This is a genomic window from Sinorhizobium chiapasense (genome assembly GCF_036488675.1).
Classification (GTDB): Bacteria; Pseudomonadota; Alphaproteobacteria; order Rhizobiales; family Rhizobiaceae; genus Sinorhizobium; species Sinorhizobium chiapasense.
The window spans coordinates 1-18534 of the sequence record NZ_CP133148.1; the positions used below are offsets into that span (position 1 = coordinate 1).

Here is an 18534-nt window from a genome sequence, read left to right on the forward strand (position 1 = left end):
ATGCAGATGAATTTGGCGACGGCACCTGACGCGCGTCAGGCCGGAAGCAATCAGTCTCAGGCGGCGGGGGAAAAACAGGACATGCGGCATGACGCAGTTTTTGAGCGGGTAAGTGCGCGTTTGAAAGCTCAGGTCGGTCCGGATGTCTTCGCAAGCTGGTTTGGACGTCTCAAGCTCCATTCGATTTCCAAGAGCGTTGTACGTCTTTCGGTGCCCACGACTTTTTTGAAGTCCTGGATCAACAACCGGTATCTCGATCTCATCACCAGTCTGTTCCAGCAGGAAGACGGCGAAATTCTGAAGGTGGAAATCCTCGTCCGCACCGCGACACGCGGTGCACGTCCGGTTGCCCCCGAAGAAGCGATGCCGGTGGCGGCAGAAACGGCTCCGGCGGCCCCGGCGCGTCGTCCGGCAATGGTCCAGCCAATTGCCTCGGTCGCAGCGGCGGCGGTGGCTGCGGTCCAGAAACCGACCCAGGCACCGCTTTTCGGCTCGCCGCTCGACCAGCGCTACAATTTCGACAGTTTTGTCGAAGGTTCGTCGAACCGCGTGGCGCTCGCCGCCGCGCGCACGATCGCCGAGGCCGGTGCCGGCGCGGTGCGCTTCAATCCGCTCTTCATCCATTCGAGCGTTGGGCTCGGCAAGACGCATCTCCTGCAGGCGATCGCGATTGCCGCCCTCCAGAGCGCGCGGGCGCCGCGCGTCGTCTATCTGACGGCGGAATACTTCATGTGGCGCTTCGCGACGGCGATCCGCGACAACGATGCCCTGTCTCTCAAGGAATCGCTGCGCAACATCGATCTTCTGGTGATCGATGACATGCAGTTCCTCCAGGGCAAGTCGATCCAGCACGAGTTCTGCCATCTGCTGAACATGCTGCTCGACTCGGCCAAGCAGGTCGTGGTTGCGGCCGACCGCGCACCCTGGGAGCTGGAATCGCTCGACAGCCGTGTTCGCTCGCGGCTCCAGGGCGGCGTTGCGATCGAGATGGAAGGTCCGGATTACGAGATGCGTCTGGAAATACTGAAGCGGCGGCTCGAAGCCGCGCGCCAGGACGACGCATCGCTCGATATTCCGACCGATATCCTGTGCCATGTCGCGCGCAATGTCACCGCCAGCGGCCGGGAGCTGGAGGGCGCTTTCAACCAGCTGCTCTTCCGCCGCTCCTTCGAGCCTCAGCTCTCGATCGAGCGTGTCGACGAATTGCTCGGCCACCTGGTCAATGCCGGTGAACCGCGGCGGGTGCGCATCGAAGACATCCAGCGCGTCGTCGCCAAGCACTACAACGTTTCGCGCCAGGAACTGGTCTCGAACCGCCGCACGCGCGTCATCGTCAAGCCGCGGCAGATCGCCATGTATCTATCGAAGACGCTGACGCCACGCTCCTTCCCGGAAATCGGACGCCGCTTTGGCGGTCGCGATCACACGACGGTCCTGCATGCGGTGCGCAAGATCGAGGAGATGATTGCGGCGGACACCAAGCTCAGCCATGAGATCGAACTCTTGAAGCGGCTGATCAACGAATAAGCAATCCATGGATGGGTAGGCTGAAGCTTACGAACGGGCCCGGTTCCGCCGGGCCTTTTTGTTGCGCGCATGCTGCAACGCAGGCTTTTTGGTCACGATGGTTCCGGTTCGAGTCGAACCAGAACCATCGACGTGATCTGTTCGCAAGGATTGGAGCGGGATGCGGGCGCAAGCCCATGCGCATTTCCCTCACAGGGCGGCGGCCCATTCCGCAATCGACTGACTCTTTTTTCGCCTCGCTTGTCGGCTATCACTAGCTCCATTCGTCTTCAGATCAGCCGAGGAGTTTTCAATGCTTTATGCGGTGCTTTGCTACAACGATGAAAGCGTCACGAGTGCCTGGAGCAAGGAGGAGGACGACAGGGTCATGCGCGATCTTACCGCCGTCCAACGTAAGTATGTCGAAGCCGGCAAGCTTGGGCCGGTTGCGCGCCTCTTGCCGACGACGGCAGCTACGACATTGCGCCATGCCACGGGCGAGACGATCGTCATCGACGGCCCCTTCGCCGAAACCAAGGAGCAACTGCTCGGTTTCTACCTGATCGATTGCGGATCGCTCGACGAGGCCCTCGACTTCGCTCGCGAGCTGAGTTCCGCCAATCCCAGCTCGGGCTCCTACGAGATCCGCCCCCTCGCTCTCTTCAAGCCCGGTGAGCTTCCCTCATGACAGACACTGCCTGGATCGACCTCGCACTGGTTTCCGCCCGGCCACAGGCGATGGGCGCTCTTTTGCGCTATTTTCGCAATCTCGACATGGCCGAGGAAGCCTTCCAGGAGGCCTGCATCCGGGCATTGAAGGCCTGGCCGAAGAGTGGCCCGCCGCGGGATCCCGCGGCCTGGCTAATCTTCGTCGGCCGCAACAGCGGCATCGACAAGGTGCGGCGCCAAGCGCGCGAGACGGCGCTGCCGCCTGAGGAGATGCTGTCGGACGTGGAAGACCGGGAGAGCGAACTCGCCGACCGCCTCGACGGTTCGCATTACCGCGACGACATTCTGCGGCTGCTCTTCGTGTGCAGCAATCCGACCCTGCCGGCGACCCAGCAGATCGCGCTGGCGCTCCGGGTCGTCTCCGGCCTCTCCGTCAGGCAGATCGCGCGCGCTTTTCTCGTCAGCGAAGCGGCGATGGAGCAGCGCATTACCCGCGCCAAGGCGCGCGTCGCGGCGGCGGGCATTCCCTTCGAGACGCCCGACGCCGCCGATCGCGCCGAACGGCTCGCGGCCGTGGCGACGATGATCTACCTCGTCTTCAACGAAGGCTATTCGGCGATGAATGGCCCGGAGGGCGTGTCGGCGGACCTCTGCGACGAGGCGATCCGGCTCTCCCGGCTGCTCCTCAGGCTGTTTCCGGCCGAACCGGAAATCATGGGCCTGGCCGCGCTGCTGTTGCTTCAGCATTCACGCGCCCGAGCGCGCTTCGATGCCCACGGTGCCATCGTTCTGCTGGAAGATCAGGACCGGCGATTGTGGAACAGGGGAATGATCACCGAGGCGCTTGCGATGATCGACAAGGCCATGCGCCACCGGCGTCCCGGCCCCTACCAGGTCCAGGCGGCCATTGCGGCGCTTCATGCGCGCGCCGAGCGTCCCGAGCTGACGGACTGGGAGGAAATCGAACTGCTCTATCAGACACTCGAACGTCTGCAACCGTCGCCGGTCGTCACCCTCAACCGCGCCGTTGCCGTGTCGAAGCGGGAGGGACCGGAAGCGGCATTGGCACTGGTCGAGCCGCTTGGCGAGAGACTCTCGGGCTATTTCTACTATCACGGCCTGCGCGGGGCTTTGCTCAAGCAGATGGGGCGCGTCGGCGAGGCGCGTGTTGCGTTCGACCGCGCCATAGCGCTCGCGACCAACGCGGCGGAGGCTGCCTATATCCGCATGCAGCTCGATCATCTTGCGGCAGAAACCGGTCGCCCGGACTCGGTCAAGGAAAAACAATAAAATATTGGCTGTCGCTGTCGGAGTCCGATTTCCCCGTTCGTCCTTGGACTGAAACCGCCACGGAGGATTGGAAATGACCGCAGTAACCGACATCAAGCCCGCCGACGAGCGCGAACTGGTGCTCACCCGCCTCATCGATGCGCCGCGCGAAAAGGTTTATCGCGCCTTCACGGACCCAGAGCTCCTGAAGCAATGGTTTGCGCCCTTGCCGTGGACGATCACGGAAGCGGAGCTCGATGTGAGGTCAGGTGGTACCAACCGTTTCGTCATGCGCTCCCCGGAGGGAGAGCTCTACCCCAATCAGGGCGTCTATCTGGAGGTTATTCCGAACGAGAAACTGGTCCTGACCGATGCATATACCGAAGCCTGGAAGCCTTCGGAGAAACCCTTCATGACCGCGATCCTGACTTTCGAGGACGAGGGCGGTAAGACCCGCTACACGGCCCGCGCTCGCCACTGGAGCGCGGCAGACCGGGAGGCGCACGAAAAAATGGGCTTTCATGAGGGCTGGGGTCAATGCGCCGACCAGCTCGCCGCGCTTGTCGCAAAACTCTGACACGAGCGGCGGCGGCCGCCGGCTGCCACCTTCATATCGATCAAGGAGATGAACCATGTCCGACATCGGAACGAGAACCGACGCCGTCGCGGAGATCCGCGCGGTGATCGACGATTGGGAAGGGGCGATGCGCGAGAAGGATGCGCGCCGCGTGCTTGCGCAAGGCACGGACAATTGCCTCGTCTATTCGCTGGCGCCGCCTCTCAAGGAGGCAGCGGCGGGTGTCGAGGGCCTCGAGCAGTGGTTTTCCACCTGGAAGGGGCCGCTCGGATACCGGCTTCAGGAGCTGGAGATCTCGGCAGGCGGCGACGTCGCCTTCGCCACGGCGCTCACCCATCTCTCCGGCGAGAAACTGGACGGTGAAAAGGCGGCGTTATGGTTTCGCCAGACGCTCGGTTTGAGGCGCACGGAGAAGGGATGGAAGATCGCCCATCAACACGAGTCCGTGCCTTTCTACATGGACGGGAGCTACAAGGCGGCGATCGACCTCGAACCGACGTCAGAGGTCGATTGGCATGCGCCGTCGCGCTCGCCGATGGCCGGCGTCATCGCCTATCTCAACGTCCAGGACGCGAATGCCACGGTGGAATTCTACGGCCGTGCCTTCGGCGCCAAAGAGGTGGACCGCAGATACGCCGAAGATGGCAAACGCCTCATTCACTGTCATCTGACGATCAATGGCGGCGCGCTGATGCTGAGCGATCCGTTCCCGGAATTCGGCTACGCCTGGAAGGCACAGGAGGGCGTGGTTCTGCATCTCGTCGTCGATGATGCGGATTTCTGGTGGAAGCGCGCCGTCGCCGCAGGTGCGGAGGTGACGATGCCGTTGGAGGTCGCCTTCTGGGGCGACTACTACGGGCAGCTTCGCGATCCCTTCGGCATCAGTTGGGCGATCGTCGCGCCGGTGAAAAAGGATAGCTGAGGAGCTACCGGCCCCTCATCCCGCTGCCGCGACCTTCTCCCCGCAAGCGGGGCGAAGGGGACGTGCCGCACTGTCCCAATCCCCTCTCCCCGTACCTACGGGGAGAGGGCTAGGGTGAGGGGCAGTCCTGGTCCATGACACATCAGCAGGCGAGGTCTGCCACGACGGCGTCGAGGATCAGCATGCCGGCCGCGGTGCAGCGCAGCCGTGAATTGCCGAGCCGTTCGATGAAGCCGTGTTCGATCAGGAACTGTTCGCGGTCCGGGTCGGGATCGCGCCCGGAAAGGCTCTGCCAGCGGGCCAGATCGACACCTTCCTTCAGCCGAAGGCCCATCAGCAGGAGTTCGTCGGCCTGGGCTTCAGCGTCCAGAAGCTCGCGCTCGATCATGCCATGGCCGCGTCCTTCGACGAGCCGCAACCATTCTTCGGGCTTGCGTTCCGTCGCCGTCGCCACCTTGGCGCCGCCGATCGTCAGCCGCCCATGGGCACCGGGGCCGATGCCTGCATAGTCGCCGTAGCGCCAATAGGTGAGATTGTGCCGGCTTTCCGCACCCGGCCGTGCGTGATTGGACACCTCATAGGCCGGCATGCCGATCGCCGCTGTGATCTCCTGCGTCGCCTCATAGAGCGTGGCCGACTGTTCGCCATCCGGGACGACGAGCTTGCCGGCCTTGTGCAGCCCGTAGAAGGGCGTGCCTTCCTCGATCGTCAGTTGATAGAGCGAGAGATGGTCGACTGCGTAGGAGACCGCCTCCTTCAGTTCGCGCTCCCAGGCCTCGACGGTCTGGTTCGGCCGGGCGTAGATCAGGTCGAAGGACATGCGCGGAAAAGTTTCCCGCGCCAGTCGGACGGCCTTTAGCGCGTCCTCGACGTTGTGCAGACGCCCCAGGAATTTCAGATCGCGATCGTTCAACGCCTGGACGCCGAGCGAGACGCGGTTGACGCCGGCGGCGCGATAACCATGGAAGCGTGTCGCCTCGACGCTCGACGGGTTGGCCTCCATGGTGATCTCGATGCCGTCGGGCACGTGCCACTGATCGGCGATGCCGTTGAGAATTGCATCGACGGTCGCCGGATCCATCAGCGAAGGCGTACCGCCGCCCATGAAAATGCTGGTGACCGTCCGCGGACCAGAGAGTTCGCGGGCTTCGGCCATTTCCCTGAGGAAGGCCGTGACGAACCGCGGCTGGTCCACGGGCTGATGGCGGACATGGCTGTTGAAGTCGCAATAGGGGCACTTCGCCGCGCAGAACGGCCAGTGCACATAGACCCCGAAGCCGGGGTCCATGCTGTCACCGATCGCCGAGAGCGGGGTCACATGCATCGTCTTTGTCTTTCAGGCGCCGAGGCAGGTTTCGGCGAACAGCTTGAAGGCACGGGCGCGGTGCGAAAGGGCCTGGCTGTCGCCGGGCTTCCATCCGTGCTTCTCTTCCGCGCTCATCTCGCCAAAGGTGGTGTCGTAGCCCTTGGGTTGAAAGACCGGGTCATAGCCGAAACCGCGCGTTCCGCGCGGCGGCCACACGACGTGGCCTTCGACCTCGCCGCGAAAGAGCTCGACATGGCCGTCCGGCCACGCAAGGCAGAGCACGGAGACGAAGCGTGCGGTTCGGCTCTCGGGCGTCACCGCGCCCTTCGCGTTGAGCGCCTTTTCCACCTTTTCCATCGCCATGGCAAAGTCGCGGCTGCCGTCTTCGCGCTCGGCCCAATTGGCCGTGTAGACGCCTGGCGCGCCATCGAGAGCATCGATCGCAAGACCGGAATCGTCCGAAAGCGCCGGCAGACCGGAGGCCCTTGCTGAAGCGAGCGCCTTGATCGTCGCATTTTCTTCAAACGTCGTGCCGGTTTCCTCCGGCTCGACGAAATCGAGATCGGCGGCCGATTTCGCCTCGAAGCCGAGCGGGCCGATCAGGTCGCGGATTTCGCGGATCTTGCCGGCATTGTGGCTCGCGACGACGAGCGCCTTGTCATCCAGTTTGCGCATTCTCTCTGTTCCATTCCCGCGGCTGCGGCCGCATTCAATCAATCGCCCAAAGACCCGGCTCCGCGCATTCCAGGCTGTTGCCGGCCGGATCGCGGAAGTAGAAGGAGCGGGCGCCGTTGGGCCAGCGGATATCCGCTTCGATCAAAACCCCGGCGGCTTCGAGCTTGTCCTTCCATGCGTCGAGCGCCTGCGCTGCGACGCGGAAGCACATGTGCCCGTTGCCGCTCGTCCCATGCGGCGGCACGGGAAGCGCCCCCGCCGCAGGCGGCTTGATGGTCTCGGCGGGATTGAAGATCAGCAACACGCCGGCACCACAGCGGAAGAAGACGTGCCGATTGCCGGCTCGGGTGATCCGCTGCAGGCCAAGCAGCGTGCCGTAAAAGGCCTCGGCGCGATCGAGATCCGCCGCATAGAGTGCAGTTTCGAGAATGCCTTCCAGCGCCGGGGTCAAGTTTCGTCCTTCCGATCAGCCAGCGATTGCCTGCTTCTGCAGCGCAATGAGCTCGGCGATGCCGTTCTTGGCGAGTGCCATCAGGCTTGCGAATTCCTCTTCGGTGAAGGGCTTGCCCTCGGCCGTTCCCTGGATCTCGACGAGACCGCCATTGCCGGTCATGACGAAATTGGCATCGGTCTCGGCGGCGGAGTCCTCGAGATAGTCGAGGTCGATTACGGCCTGGTTGGCGAAGATCCCGCAGGAAATGGCAGCGACGTGGTCCTTGAGCACGCGCTCGACCTTCACCATGTTGCGCGCCTCCATCCATTTCAGACAGTCGTAGAGCGCGATCCAGGCCCCGGTAATCGAGGCCGTGCGCGTGCCGCCATCCGCCTGGATGACATCGCAATCGATCGAAATCTGGCGTTCGCCGAGCGCCGGCAGATCGACGACGGCCCTGAGCGACCGTCCGATCAGCCGCTGGATCTCCTGCGTGCGGCCGCTCTGCTTTCCGCTTGCCGCCTCGCGTTTCATCCGCTCGCCGGTCGCACGCGGCAACATGCCGTATTCAGCGGTGACCCAGCCCTTGCCGCCGTTGCGCAGCCAAGCGGGGACCTTTTCCTCAAGGCTCGCCGTGCACAGCACATGCGTGTCGCCGAAGCGCACGAGGCAGGAACCTTCCGCATGCTTGGAAAAATTGCGCTCGAAGGAAACCTTGCGCATTTGGTCGGTTTTTCTGCCGGATGGCCGCATCGTCAACTCCTATTTTCTCTGCTGAGCCTTCTAGAGCATGGCGAACGCAAAGGGAACCGGCAGATATCGGCTGGGGGGATCGATTTTTCCCTTTTGCCATTGCTGGCGCGGACCACTATATTTCCGCTGGATAGGAATGACTGCTGCACGGAGTGACATGGTACTGCGCAATTCCGAAGCGAAGGAGATCGCGGCGGCGCTGGATGAGCGTTCCGGTGAAATCTTTCGCCGCATTGTGGAGACCTACCTGGAGAGCGGCGAGCCGCTCGGGTCGCGCAACCTTTCGAGGCTGCTGCCGATGTCGCTTTCGCCGGCTTCCGTGCGCAACGTGATGAGCGACCTCGAGCACCTCGGCCTCATCTATTCGCCGCATGTCAGCGCCGGCCGCCTCCCGACTCAAACGGGCCTGCGCTTCTTCGTCGACGCCTTCATGCAGGTCGGCAACCTTTCGGCGGAAGAGCGTGCCTCGATCGAACGCCAGGTCCGCCGGGGCGACCGGGACCAACCGGTCGAAAGTCTGCTTGCCGAGGCCAGCCAGATGCTTTCGGGCATGTCGCGCGGCGCCGGCCTCGTCATCACCACCAAGAGCGACCCGGTGCTGAAGCACGTCGAGTTCATCCGGCTGGCGCCGACCAAGGCGTTGGCCGTCCTCGTCGGCGAACATGACCAGGTCGAGAACCGCATCATCGAGCTTCCGGCGGGCGTCACGAGTGCGCAACTGACCGAGGCCGCCAATTTTCTCAATGCCCATCTTGGCGGGCAAACCATCGCCGAGGTGCGCGCGCAGCTGCAAAAGCTCAAGGCCACCGTGCGCGGCGAGCTCGATGTGCTGTCGCAGGATCTTGTCGAGCGAGGGCTTGCAATCTGGTCCGGCAGCGAAGGCGACGAAAAGCCGACGCGCCTTATCGTTCGCGGCCGTGCCAACCTGCTTGAGGGGCTGGAAGGGGCCGAGGATATCGACCGCCTTCGAATGCTTTTCGACGACCTCGAAAAGAAGGATAGCCTGATCGAGCTTCTCGACCTCGCCGAGAGCGGGCCGGGTGTGCGCATCTTCATAGGCTCGGAAAACAAGCTTTTTTCGCTCTCCGGCTCTTCACTGATCGTCGCGCCCTATCGCGACAGCGATGACCGCATCGTCGGTGCCGTCGGCGTCATCGGCCCGACCCGGCTCAACTATTCGCGCATCGTTCCCATGGTCGATTACACCGCGCAGCTGATGTCGCGCCTGTCGCGCTGAAGCGGCAATTACCGAGTAGCGGCATTCCGCCCTTGATTTTTCGGCCCCAAACCTCGATATCGGCTTCAAATCCAGACACCACCTAGATCGAGCAACGCCACTTACGCTTGCTTGGCGATGTCGAAGACACGAGAGAGACATTCCGGAGAACGTCATGACCGACGACACGAACAAACACGGACCTGAGGCGACTGCGGCAGAAGAACCTGCAAACACCGCTGCGCCGGAGGCTGCGGAGGCGCAAGAGGTTGAGGCTCCTGCGCGCGCGCCGGATCCGCTGGAGCTCGCCAAGGCGGAGAATGCGGACCTGCGCGACAGATACCTGCGCCTGGCCGCCGAGATGGACAATCTGCGCCGTCGCACCGAGCGTGACGTCAAGGATGCCAAGGCTTATTCCGTCGCCGGCTTCGCGCGCGACATGTTGGCCGTGTCCGACAACCTGCGTCGCGCACTGGATGCCATCCCGGCCGAGGCGAAGGAAGCCGGCGAAGCCGGCCTCGATGCCCTGATCGAAGGCGTGGAAATGACCGAGCGCTCGATGCTCGCGGCGCTGGAGCGTCATGGTGTGAAGAAACTCGAGCCGGTAGGTCAGAAATTCGACCCGAATTTCCATCAGGCAATGTTCGAAGTTCCGAATGCCGAGGTTCCGAACAACACGGTCCTCCAGGTCATCCAGGCGGGCTATGTCATCGGCGAGCGCGTGCTGCGCCCGGCGATGGTCGGTGTTTCGAAGGGTGGCCCGAAGGCTGCCGCGACCGAAAATGGGACGCCGTCGGCCTGAGCCCGCCGACAAGGTCGAGGAAATTTGAAAACGCCGCGCCTTTCTTCGGAGACGCGGCGTTTCTTCATTTGATCGATCGGTTCAGGCAAAGAGCTGCCGGAGATGATCGTTGAGGAAGCGGCCTTCGGGATCGACCCGGGCGCGGAGCGCGCGAAAATCGCCGGCGCGCGGATAGAGCGCCGTCACGTCTTCGGCACCAAGGAAGTGCATTTTGCCCCAATGCGGGCGCGAGCCGTACTGGCGCAGGATCGTGTCGACGTCCTTCAGGTATTCCCAGTAGTCGGTGCCGGGCTCGCCCGAGACCGACAGCGTGATCGAATCCTGCTGATAGAACGGGCTGATCCAACCGGAATCGCCTGCCGTGAAGCGATACTCGATCGGGTAGATGCAGGTCGGGTGCTTTTCGAGCATCAGCTTGCGCACCGCCCGGACGGCATCCTTGCCGTGGGCGACCGGGACCGCATATTCGAGTTCGTGGAAGTTGGGTATGTATTCGATCGGGTAGATTTCGGAGGAATAGGCGATCTTTTCGAATGCCTGCTCCATTGGCGGCCGGTCGGTGATGTCGATCACCTTCATCTCGCAGACATCGGAAGTCTTGCTGGTGGTTGAGACCGATGCGGTGTCCGGCAGGCAGTAGCAGTGCCGGCTTTCGGGCACCGGGCACCAGAAGAAGCCGAAGTGGCGGTGCTTGGCGGCGAGCTCGTCGTGCTGCTCCATGCACTCGTCGAAGTCGCAGCGCCAGAGCTTTTCATGCAGATTGTAGGCGTCCATTGTTTGAAGGGTAATTTCAGAGATCACCCCAAGCATGCCGACGGAGACACGGGCGGCTTCCAACAGGTCCGGCGTGGTCTCATCGACGACAAGAATGCTGCCGTCGGGCTGGACGAGCCGCATGCCGACGATCTGCGAGGCCATGTTGCCGAGTTTGGCGCCGGTGCCGTGCGTGCCGGTCGTCAGCGCACCGGCAAGGGCCTGGCTGTCGATATCGCCCTGGTTGATGAGTGAAAGCCCGCTCGATTTCAACACCTTGCCAAGCTGGTTGATCGTCGTCCCCGCCCTGACGGAGACCCGCTTGCGTGCCTGGTCGATGCCGACCACGCCCTGCATGCCGGAAAGCGTGAGCAGGAGTCCGCTTGTTGCGACCACCGGGGTGAACGAGTGGCCGGATCCGGCGCAGCGGACATTAAGGCCCAGGGCGGTTGCCTCCCGGACCATTTCAGCGAGCGCGACTTCGCTTTCCGGTGCACCCTTGTGGCGCACGATGCATGATTGGTTTCCGACCCAGTTGCGCCAGTGGCCGCCCGCCTGCAGCATTCCCGTCTCCCCCTCTTTCAGACTGCCGTGAAGCAATTGTCGACGAACAGATGCGTACCGTTGACGAAGCTCGCTTCGTCGCTTGCGAGGAACAGCGCGGCGTTGGCGACCTCCATCGGGTCGCACATTCGCCCCTGCTGGGCGGCGATCGCCGCCTCGGACACGTCGACGCCGTATTTGTTCAGGCCCGCGATCTCGCGCTTGCCGTGGTCGGTCGCGATGAAGCCGGGGCAGACGGCGTTGCAGCGGATGCCGCGGTCGCGGAATTCGACGGCGATGGCACGGGCGAACATGTGGCAGGCGCCCTTGGTGGTGTCATAGAGCACCTCCATCGGCGTTGCGGCGACGGCGGAGATCGACGAGGTGCAGATGATGCTGCCGCCGCCAGCCTTGAGCATGCCGGGAAGAACCGCCTTGGTCACCAGGAACATGCTCCTCACGTTCACCGCCATCAGTCGGTCCCACTCCTCCTCCTGCGTTTCGAGGAACGGGCCGACCGCAAGAATACCGGCGTGGTTGAAGAGCACGGTGATCGGACCGAAGGCGCTCTCCACAGCATCGACCGCGGCGGTGACTTCGGCGGACACGGAAACGTCGGCGGCGGCGAAGACGGCTTCGCCACCCTCGGCGCGGATGGCCGCCGCCACTTCTTCGCCCTTGCTCCTCGGCAGGTCGACGATGCCGACCTTGGCGCCCTCGCGAGCAAAGAGTTGTGACGCGGCCAGCCCGCATCCGCCGGCGCCGCCGCTGATAAGTGCAATCTTGCCAGTAAGCCTGCCTGCCATCACGCTTCCCCTTTCCGCCCGCCTGAGCTCGGCGCTGCAGGCAGGTCATCATCGCATGTTTCGGGAATTATTGTTGACGAAGCGGGGGCTGTCGATATCCCATGGGGGATACGGCGAGGGGAACGCTTGAGGCGATGCTGGCAAGGGAATCGGCGGACATCTCCGCGATGATCAGGTTTATCGGCACGCCGGATTTCGGCGCCGCGCTCGACACCATGCTGCGCGCGGTCGCCCCTTTCGACCTGTCGGTCGTTTTCGCCTTTCCCTACGACGCGCGCCCGATCCTGCTGCACGACGGCTACACGCACGGGGTCTCGCCGCAAGCGTTACAGGCCTATCTTGGTGGCGCCTATCTGCTCGATCCGTTCTACGTCGCCTGCAACAACGGAAAGCCGGCAGGTCTGTGGCGGATGAGGGAACTGGCGCCCGACCGGTTTTTCCAGTCGAACTTTTCCTCGTCGGGCGAGGTCCATCCCTGCGTGTCGATGGAGTCCGGATCACTGATCGAGGAGGTGGGCTTCGTCGTCCCGCTCGAGGAGGGGATAAAGGCGACCTATTCCCTGATGCGCTGCCGCGATGGAGCGCCATTCAGCCACCAGGAACTGGAGCGGCTGAGGCTCTACGAGCCGATCGTGCGTGAGGCGATTCGTTCGAACTGGCGCCAACGGGGAATGGCGGTCGCAAACGCGACGGGAAACGAATCCGACGTCATCGAGCGGGCTTTCGACAGTCTTTGCGCCGACCGGCTCACCAGGCAGCAGCGTACGATCGTCCGGCTGATCCTGCGTGGCCACAGCAATCTCTCGATCGGGAAGACGATGAACATTGCCGAAGGCACGGTGCGAATCCACCGCAAGAACATCTATCGTCGCCTCGGCATTTCCAGCCAAGGCGCATTGTTCCGGATTTTCATCGATCATTTGAACCGCCGTCAGCTTTATTGACGGCGGCCGTTCATGCCGCGTGCGAGGTCGTGTCGTCGTTGAGCAGCGTGTAGATCGCGCTGGCGGAATCACTCGCCCGGATTTTCGCGACCATGTCGTGATCGCGCAGGACGCGAGCAATGCGCGACAATGCCTTCAAGTGGTCAGCGCCGGCGCCCTCGGGTGCTAGCAGCAGGAAGACGAGGTCGACCGGCTGGTCGTCCAGTGCCTCGAAGTCGACGGGCGCGTCGAGCCGCGCGAAGATGCCGACAATCGAAGGAAGGTTGTTGAGCTTTCCATGCGGTATGGCGATGCCGTTGCCGACGCCGGTGGAGCCGAGCCGTTCCCGCTGCAGAATGACGTCGAAGATGTCACGCTCCGGAAGCCCGGTGAGTTTGGATGCTTTAGCCGCCAATTCCTGAAGGAGTTGTTTTTTCGAGTTGGCCCTCATGGCCGGGATAATTGCATTTTGATGCAGCAAACCTGCCAATGCCATTCTTTTGTCCTCGTTCGCCGGTTAGAGCCTGACAACATCATCACAAATGTGTCTTGGTGGCTCTAACCATCTTTATATTGGCGGTCACCATGCACAGAAAAGTCGGGCTTTTCCGGCTGTCCGCGTATCTGAGCGGCGGGGAATGCCGGCTTCCCCGACATTCCCCTTTTCCACTCATGCCTTGATATTGGCGGCGTCGATCCAGCCAATATTTCCATCGTTACGCCGATAGACGATGTTCAGGTCTGCCTTGCCCGGGCTGCGGAACATCAGCACCGGTTCGTCCGTCATGTCGAGTGCCATGACGGCGCTCGCGACGGACATCGTCCTCAACTGTTTCGTGCTTTCGGCAACGATGGTTGGTGCATAATCCTCCGGAACTTCTTCATCCTCGTAGGGCACCGAGTCCATCACCGTGTAGGCCACTTCGGCGGCGTTCTGCCCGTTGCCGTTGTGGTGGTCCTTGAGCTTACGCTTGTAACGCCGGAGCCGTTTCTCAATCCGGTCCGAGGCCGCATCAAAGGCCGCCTGCGGCTCATTCGCCTGGCCATTCGCCTGCAAGACCACGCCCGTGTCGAGATGAAGTTTGCAGTCGGCGCTGAAACGCGAGCCAGACTTTTCCACAGTGACCTGGCTTGAATATCCTCCATCGAAATATTTGGTAACCGCTTGGTCGATCTGCTCCCCGATGCGGGCGCGGAACGAATCTCCGATTTCCATATGTTTGCCGGATACACGCACACTCATGGAGTTTCCTCTCTCGTTCGTGATTTGCGCGTCCAGTCTATTCCAAGCGCCTTCGTCATCCAAGCTTTTCACGCAAGGGCGGCGCATCTGCGCCGCGGTTCGGCCGCTCGGAAACTGCCGAAGTGGAGTAGGTCCTCGGCAATTGCGGCGCGCTCATATCGCTTGTGTCGCAAGGAGTCAATTGCGGGTCGCAAAAAATCCGCATTTGCGGTCAAAAGGCGCGCCTAGAGCATCCCGCTTTCAAGTGGATCACCGAAAGCGGATGAGATGCTCTAGCATCAGGGTGCTAGAGCATCCTTTGTGCGTTCATTTGAACGCAGGCGCTCTAGAAGCCGGCTGCCTTGGCAAGCGCTCGCTTTTCACGGCGCCGCTGGACCGAGGAGGGGATATTCATCGCCTCGCGATACTTGGCCACGGTGCGTCGGGCGATGTCGACGCCGGCCTGCTTGAGCCGATCGACGATATCGTCGTCGGAAAGCACCGCGTCGGCGCGCTCCTGCTGGATCATGGTGCGGATGCGGTGACGGACGGATTCCGCCGAGTGGGCGTCGCCGTTCTCGGCCGAGCCGATCGAGACCGTGAAGAAGTATTTCAGTTCGAAAAGCCCGCGCGGCGTCAGCATGTACTTATTCGAGGTGACACGGCTGACCGTCGATTCATGCATCTTGATCGCGTCGGCCACCATCCTGAGATTGAGCGGGCGGAGATGATCGACGCCGTTGACGAGAAAGGCGTCCTGCTGACGGACGATCTCGCTCGCCACCTTCATGATCGTGCGGGCCCGTTGATCGAGACTGCGCGTCAGCCAGTTGGCGTTCTGCAGGCAATCACTGAGGAAGGCCTGGTCGGCGCTGTTCTTCCGGGTCCCGCGCGAGATCTCGGCGAAATAGTCGTGGTTGACGAGAACCCGGGGCAGGGCGTCGGGATTGAGTTCGACCAGCCAGTTGCCATCGGGCCCGGCACGCACGATGACGTCCGGAACGATCGCTTCGGTGACGCTCGTCTCGAAGCTGGTGCCGGGCTTCGGATCGAGCTTGCGGATTTCGGCGAGCATGTCGACGAGATCTTCCTCGTCGACGCCGCAGATCTTCTTGAGGCTTGCGAAGTCGCGCCGTGCCAGGAGTTCGAGATTGTCGATCAACGCGTCCATCGCCGGATCGAGACGATCGCGTGCGCGCAACTGAATGGCGAGGCATTCGCTGAGCGTGCGGGCGAAGACGCCCGGGGGGTCGAATTGCTGCAGGCCGAGAAGCACGCGCATCACATCTTCGCTGGTCGTGCCGAGCCTGGCCGCCGTATCGGCGAGGTCTGCGTGGAGGTAGCCTGCCTCGTCCAACTGATCGATCAGATGCTGCGCGATGAGCCGGTCACCGGGAGCGGTCAGTGCGAGAGGCAGTTGTTCCAGGAGGACGTCCCTCAAGGTTTTTCGGCTGGCGACGAAATCGTCGAGGTCGTATTCCTCGCTGCCCTCACCTTCGCCGCCGCCGGGCATCGACTTCCACTGACCGAGCAGCTCCGGTGCATCGGGGCGTTGCGGCGGCGTATCGTCCGGGAAGACATTGGCGAAATCGGCGTCGAGCTGTTCGCTGAGCCTCTCGCCCGGGCTAGATGTCGCACTGTCGTAAAGATCGCCCTGGCCGACAACCTCATCCGGACCCGCCTCGCCGGAAGCAAGCGCCGGATCCTCGCGCGCGGAGCGGTCCTGGGCGGCGATCATCTCGTCGCCCGTTTGAAGTTCGAGCAACGGGTTTTTTTCGACTTCCTGGGCTATGAACTGATTGAGTTCCAGATGCGTCATCTGAAGCAGCTGGATCGACTGCATCAGTTGCGGCGTCATCACCAGCGACTGAGACTGGCGCAGATATAGGCTGGCGGACAAAGCCATGCTGACGCGTAACCCCCGTCACGATCTCCGAAGGCCGTGTCCATGGGTGATTTTCGACAGGCCTTTTTCTTAGTTGGCCCAAAAATTGCTTATTAAGGAGTTTTGGTCAAGCGCGGTTGCGGGCGGGAGCAGCGGATTCGCCCGCAATGTCGCCTACAGGCTGAAATTATCGCCGAGATAGAGCCGACGGACATCCGGATTGGTGACGATGTCGTTGGCGCGGCCGTGCGTCAGAACTTCCCCGGCGTGGATGATATAGGCCCGGTCGATGAGACCGAGGGTCTCGCGAACATTGTGGTCGGTGATGAGGACACCGATGCCGCGCGAGGTCAGATGTCGCACGAGCGCCTGGATGTCGGCGACCGAGATCGGGTCGACGCCTGCGAAGGGCTCGTCGAGCAGCATGAAGGTCGGATCGGTAGCAAGCGCCCGCGCAATTTCCAGGCGCCGACGCTCGCCGCCGGAAAGCGCGATAGCCGGCGATTTGCGTAAGTGCGTGATCGAAAATTCGCCAAGCAGGTCGTTGAGCTTGCTTTCGCGCCGATCGAGGTTCTCGTCGTGGATCTCCAGCACCGCGCGGATGTTTTCCTCGACCGTCAGACCGCGGAAGATCGACGCTTCCTGCGGCAGGTAGCCGACGCCGAGACGGGCCCGGCGGTACATCGGCATCGTGGTGACCTCGTTGCCGTTGATCTCGATCGAGCCCTCGTCGACCGGCACGAGGCCGGTAATCATGTAGAAACAGGTCGTCTTGCCGGCGCCGTTCGGGCCGAGCAGGCCAACGGCCTCGCCGCGGCGCACGACGAGCGAGACCCCGTTGACGACGCAGCGCGAACGATAGGATTTGGTCAAGCCGCGGGCGATCAGGGTGCCGTCATAGCGTGCCTTGTCGACCGCATGAACGGCGCTGAGGCCCGCCGACGGCTTTTTGACCCGTTTGCGTTTGTGAAGAAAAGGAATCTGCACGAGCGGTCTACGTCAGTTCTGCTTGCGGGACTGCGGGTCAAGTTGAATCTGCACGCGGCCGCCGCAAGCCTCGAGCTGGGCCTCGCCCGTATCCATCTGCACGTTCAACTGGCAGCCGACAAAGACGTTCTTGCCTTCCGACAGGACAACCTTTTCGCCCTTGAGCACGATCGTCTGCTCGGTCATGTTGACAAGGCCGCTGTCGCCCGTCGCCTGCTGCGCTCCAGAGCTGAGGAACACCTTGTTACTGACCTCGATCCGGTCGATATCGGCATTGCCGCTCGTCACCGTGGCGCCGCCTTCCGTCTTGTAGAAGACAGTCATGCTGCCCGCCTGCAGCGTGGTCGTGCCCTGGACCACCTTCACGTTGCCGGTGAAGATCGCCTTGCTCTCGGGATCCTTGATCTCGAGCTTGTCGCTCTCGATCTGGATAGGCTTGTCGTTCGAAAGCTGAAGGCCCCTCATCCGGCTGGAGGTGGCCTGTGCCGAAGCGCTGGTAACGATCATCAACGCACCGAGCCCGACTACAGCGAGACTGGCTGAAACTCTAAAAAAAACGGCAGGTTTGACCGACATGGGTGCACCAGGTCCTATTTTGCGTTCTTGCGGATGGCGCTCGGGTCGACATTGACCTTGACCATGCCCTCAAATGTTACAATACGTCCCTTATCTGTCATTCGCAGCGTCTGCGCAATGATCGATCCGCCGTTCATACTGATCGCGATCGGGCGCTTCGTTTCCATCTCGCCGGCATTGATGTCCAGATAGGCCGACTGAAAATCGGCGTTGACGCCATTATTCATGGAAATCGTGAACGGTGCGTTCATATCGAGCGTGTTGGCGCCGCGATCGTAAATGCCGCTTGCCGCATCCACCGTGGCGATCAACGTGTCGTTTACCGGCATTTCGGCGTGGATGGTTTCGAGCGTGATGAGGTCCGGGTTGGCTATGTCCTGAAGCGCACGCTGCGCTTTCATGGAATAGCTGATGTCCTGCTTGTTGCGACCGGAGATCGCAGGATTCCGCATGACGATCTTGCCGTTCTCGATCGTTGCCGTCTCGAGTTGCAGCTCTTCCGGCAGGAAGGCGCGCACGAAGGAGACGGCCACGAAGATCATGGCGATAACGCTGGCGACAAGCGGCAATATGACCTTGAGGCGCCTCACCCGCGCAGAGTGTCGCGCTGCCGAAGCGTAGGCATCGGAAGAACTCGTGCCCGAATCTGCAAAGATTCCGGGGAATCGTGCTTCGTTCAGCATGGAGAGGCCTGTTGGTTCCCTTGAGTCT

General features: G+C 62.3%; 20 protein-coding genes. 8 read left to right on the forward strand and 12 right to left on the reverse strand.

Features of this window, described 5'->3' with window-relative positions; genetic code table 11:
• The first annotated feature begins 81 nt into the window (after positions 1-81).
• The 5 genes from dnaA (at position 82) to RB548_RS00025 (ending at position 4943) form a co-directional block, all read left to right on the forward strand.
• Entirely contained in the window at positions 82-1527 is a 1446-nt protein-coding gene (gene dnaA, locus RB548_RS00005; protein ID WP_331375032.1) for a chromosomal replication initiator protein DnaA, read from the forward strand.
• A gap of 292 nt (positions 1528-1819) precedes the next feature.
• On the forward strand, positions 1820-2194 hold the full coding sequence (locus RB548_RS00010; protein WP_331373038.1) for a YciI family protein: 375 nt from the start codon (positions 1820-1822) through the stop codon (positions 2192-2194).
• Positions 2191-3465 carry an RNA polymerase sigma factor gene (locus tag RB548_RS00015; protein ID WP_331373039.1) on the forward strand — a complete coding sequence of 425 codons (1275 nt, stop codon included), beginning with the start codon at positions 2191-2193 and terminating at the stop codon, positions 3463-3465. The genes RB548_RS00010 and RB548_RS00015 overlap by 4 nt, the downstream gene beginning before the upstream one ends.
• Before the next feature lie 73 nt (positions 3466-3538).
• Entirely contained in the window at positions 3539-4021 is a 483-nt protein-coding gene (locus tag RB548_RS00020) for an SRPBCC family protein (protein ID WP_331373040.1), read from the forward strand.
• Positions 4022-4076: 55 nt separating this feature from the next.
• Entirely contained in the window at positions 4077-4943 is an 867-nt protein-coding gene (locus RB548_RS00025) for a nuclear transport factor 2 family protein (RefSeq protein ID WP_331373041.1), read from the forward strand.
• A 142-nt stretch (positions 4944-5085) separates the two neighbouring features.
• Here RB548_RS00025 and hemW read toward each other — a convergent pair whose 3' ends face one another.
• Genes hemW through rph form a run of 4 tightly spaced genes read right to left on the reverse strand, consistent with a single transcriptional unit; the run spans position 5086 to position 8110 of the window.
• Complete coding sequence (gene hemW / locus RB548_RS00030; RefSeq protein ID WP_331373042.1) at positions 5086-6267, reverse strand: radical SAM family heme chaperone HemW; 1182 nt, start codon at positions 6265-6267, stop codon at positions 5086-5088.
• Between the two features lie 12 nt (positions 6268-6279).
• The gene (gene rdgB, locus RB548_RS00035; protein WP_331373043.1) at positions 6280-6924 is read right to left on the reverse strand and encodes an RdgB/HAM1 family non-canonical purine NTP pyrophosphatase; all 645 of its coding nucleotides are present in this window, start codon (positions 6922-6924) and stop codon (positions 6280-6282) included.
• A gap of 34 nt (positions 6925-6958) precedes the next feature.
• Positions 6959-7375, reverse strand: a complete 417-nt coding sequence (locus tag RB548_RS00040; RefSeq protein WP_331373044.1) for a VOC family protein — start codon at positions 7373-7375, stop codon at positions 6959-6961.
• A 15-nt stretch (positions 7376-7390) separates the two neighbouring features.
• The gene (rph, locus tag RB548_RS00045; protein ID WP_331373045.1) at positions 7391-8110 is read right to left on the reverse strand and encodes a ribonuclease PH; all 720 of its coding nucleotides are present in this window, start codon (positions 8108-8110) and stop codon (positions 7391-7393) included.
• 157 nt (positions 8111-8267) lie between these two features.
• Between rph and hrcA the strand changes: the two genes are divergently transcribed.
• Positions 8268-9347, forward strand: coding sequence for a heat-inducible transcriptional repressor HrcA (gene hrcA, locus RB548_RS00050; protein WP_331375033.1), 1080 nt, complete (start codon positions 8268-8270; stop codon positions 9345-9347).
• Between the two features lie 154 nt (positions 9348-9501).
• Positions 9502-10128 carry a nucleotide exchange factor GrpE gene (gene grpE, locus RB548_RS00055; RefSeq protein WP_331373046.1) on the forward strand — a complete coding sequence of 209 codons (627 nt, stop codon included), beginning with the start codon at positions 9502-9504 and terminating at the stop codon, positions 10126-10128.
• A gap of 81 nt (positions 10129-10209) precedes the next feature.
• Here the strand turns inward: grpE and RB548_RS00060 are convergent, their stop codons facing one another.
• Both RB548_RS00060 and RB548_RS00065 read right to left on the reverse strand, forming a co-directional pair.
• Entirely contained in the window at positions 10210-11445 is a 1236-nt protein-coding gene (locus RB548_RS00060; protein WP_331373047.1) for a D-arabinono-1,4-lactone oxidase, read from the reverse strand.
• 17 nt (positions 11446-11462) lie between these two features.
• Entirely contained in the window at positions 11463-12230 is a 768-nt protein-coding gene (locus tag RB548_RS00065) for an SDR family NAD(P)-dependent oxidoreductase (protein WP_331373048.1), read from the reverse strand.
• A gap of 101 nt (positions 12231-12331) precedes the next feature.
• On the opposite strand from RB548_RS00065, the gene RB548_RS00070 reads away from it, so the two are divergent.
• Complete coding sequence (locus tag RB548_RS00070) at positions 12332-13174, forward strand: helix-turn-helix domain-containing protein (protein WP_331373049.1); 843 nt, start codon at positions 12332-12334, stop codon at positions 13172-13174.
• Positions 13175-13184: 10 nt separating this feature from the next.
• On the opposite strand, the gene ptsN is transcribed toward RB548_RS00070, so the two are convergent.
• From ptsN to lptC, 6 genes are all read right to left on the reverse strand, one after another.
• Positions 13185-13649, reverse strand: a complete 465-nt coding sequence (ptsN, locus tag RB548_RS00075; protein WP_180939938.1) for a PTS IIA-like nitrogen regulatory protein PtsN — start codon at positions 13647-13649, stop codon at positions 13185-13187.
• A 174-nt stretch (positions 13650-13823) separates the two neighbouring features.
• On the reverse strand, positions 13824-14396 hold the full coding sequence (gene hpf / locus RB548_RS00080; RefSeq protein ID WP_331375034.1) for a ribosome hibernation-promoting factor, HPF/YfiA family: 573 nt from the start codon (positions 14394-14396) through the stop codon (positions 13824-13826).
• A 325-nt stretch (positions 14397-14721) separates the two neighbouring features.
• Positions 14722-16281, reverse strand: a complete 1560-nt coding sequence (gene rpoN, locus RB548_RS00085) for an RNA polymerase factor sigma-54 (protein WP_331373050.1) — start codon at positions 16279-16281, stop codon at positions 14722-14724.
• Between the two features lie 153 nt (positions 16282-16434).
• On the reverse strand, positions 16435-17247 hold the full coding sequence (gene lptB, locus RB548_RS00090; protein WP_331373051.1) for an LPS export ABC transporter ATP-binding protein: 813 nt from the start codon (positions 17245-17247) through the stop codon (positions 16435-16437).
• A gap of 12 nt (positions 17248-17259) precedes the next feature.
• On the reverse strand, positions 17260-17823 hold the full coding sequence (locus RB548_RS00095; protein ID WP_331373052.1) for an LptA/OstA family protein: 564 nt from the start codon (positions 17821-17823) through the stop codon (positions 17260-17262).
• A 14-nt stretch (positions 17824-17837) separates the two neighbouring features.
• Positions 17838-18506: an LPS export ABC transporter periplasmic protein LptC gene (lptC, locus tag RB548_RS00100; protein ID WP_331373053.1), complete on the reverse strand. Its 669-nt coding sequence runs from the start codon at positions 18504-18506 to the stop codon at positions 17838-17840.
• Between the last annotated feature and the right edge of the window lie 28 nt (positions 18507-18534).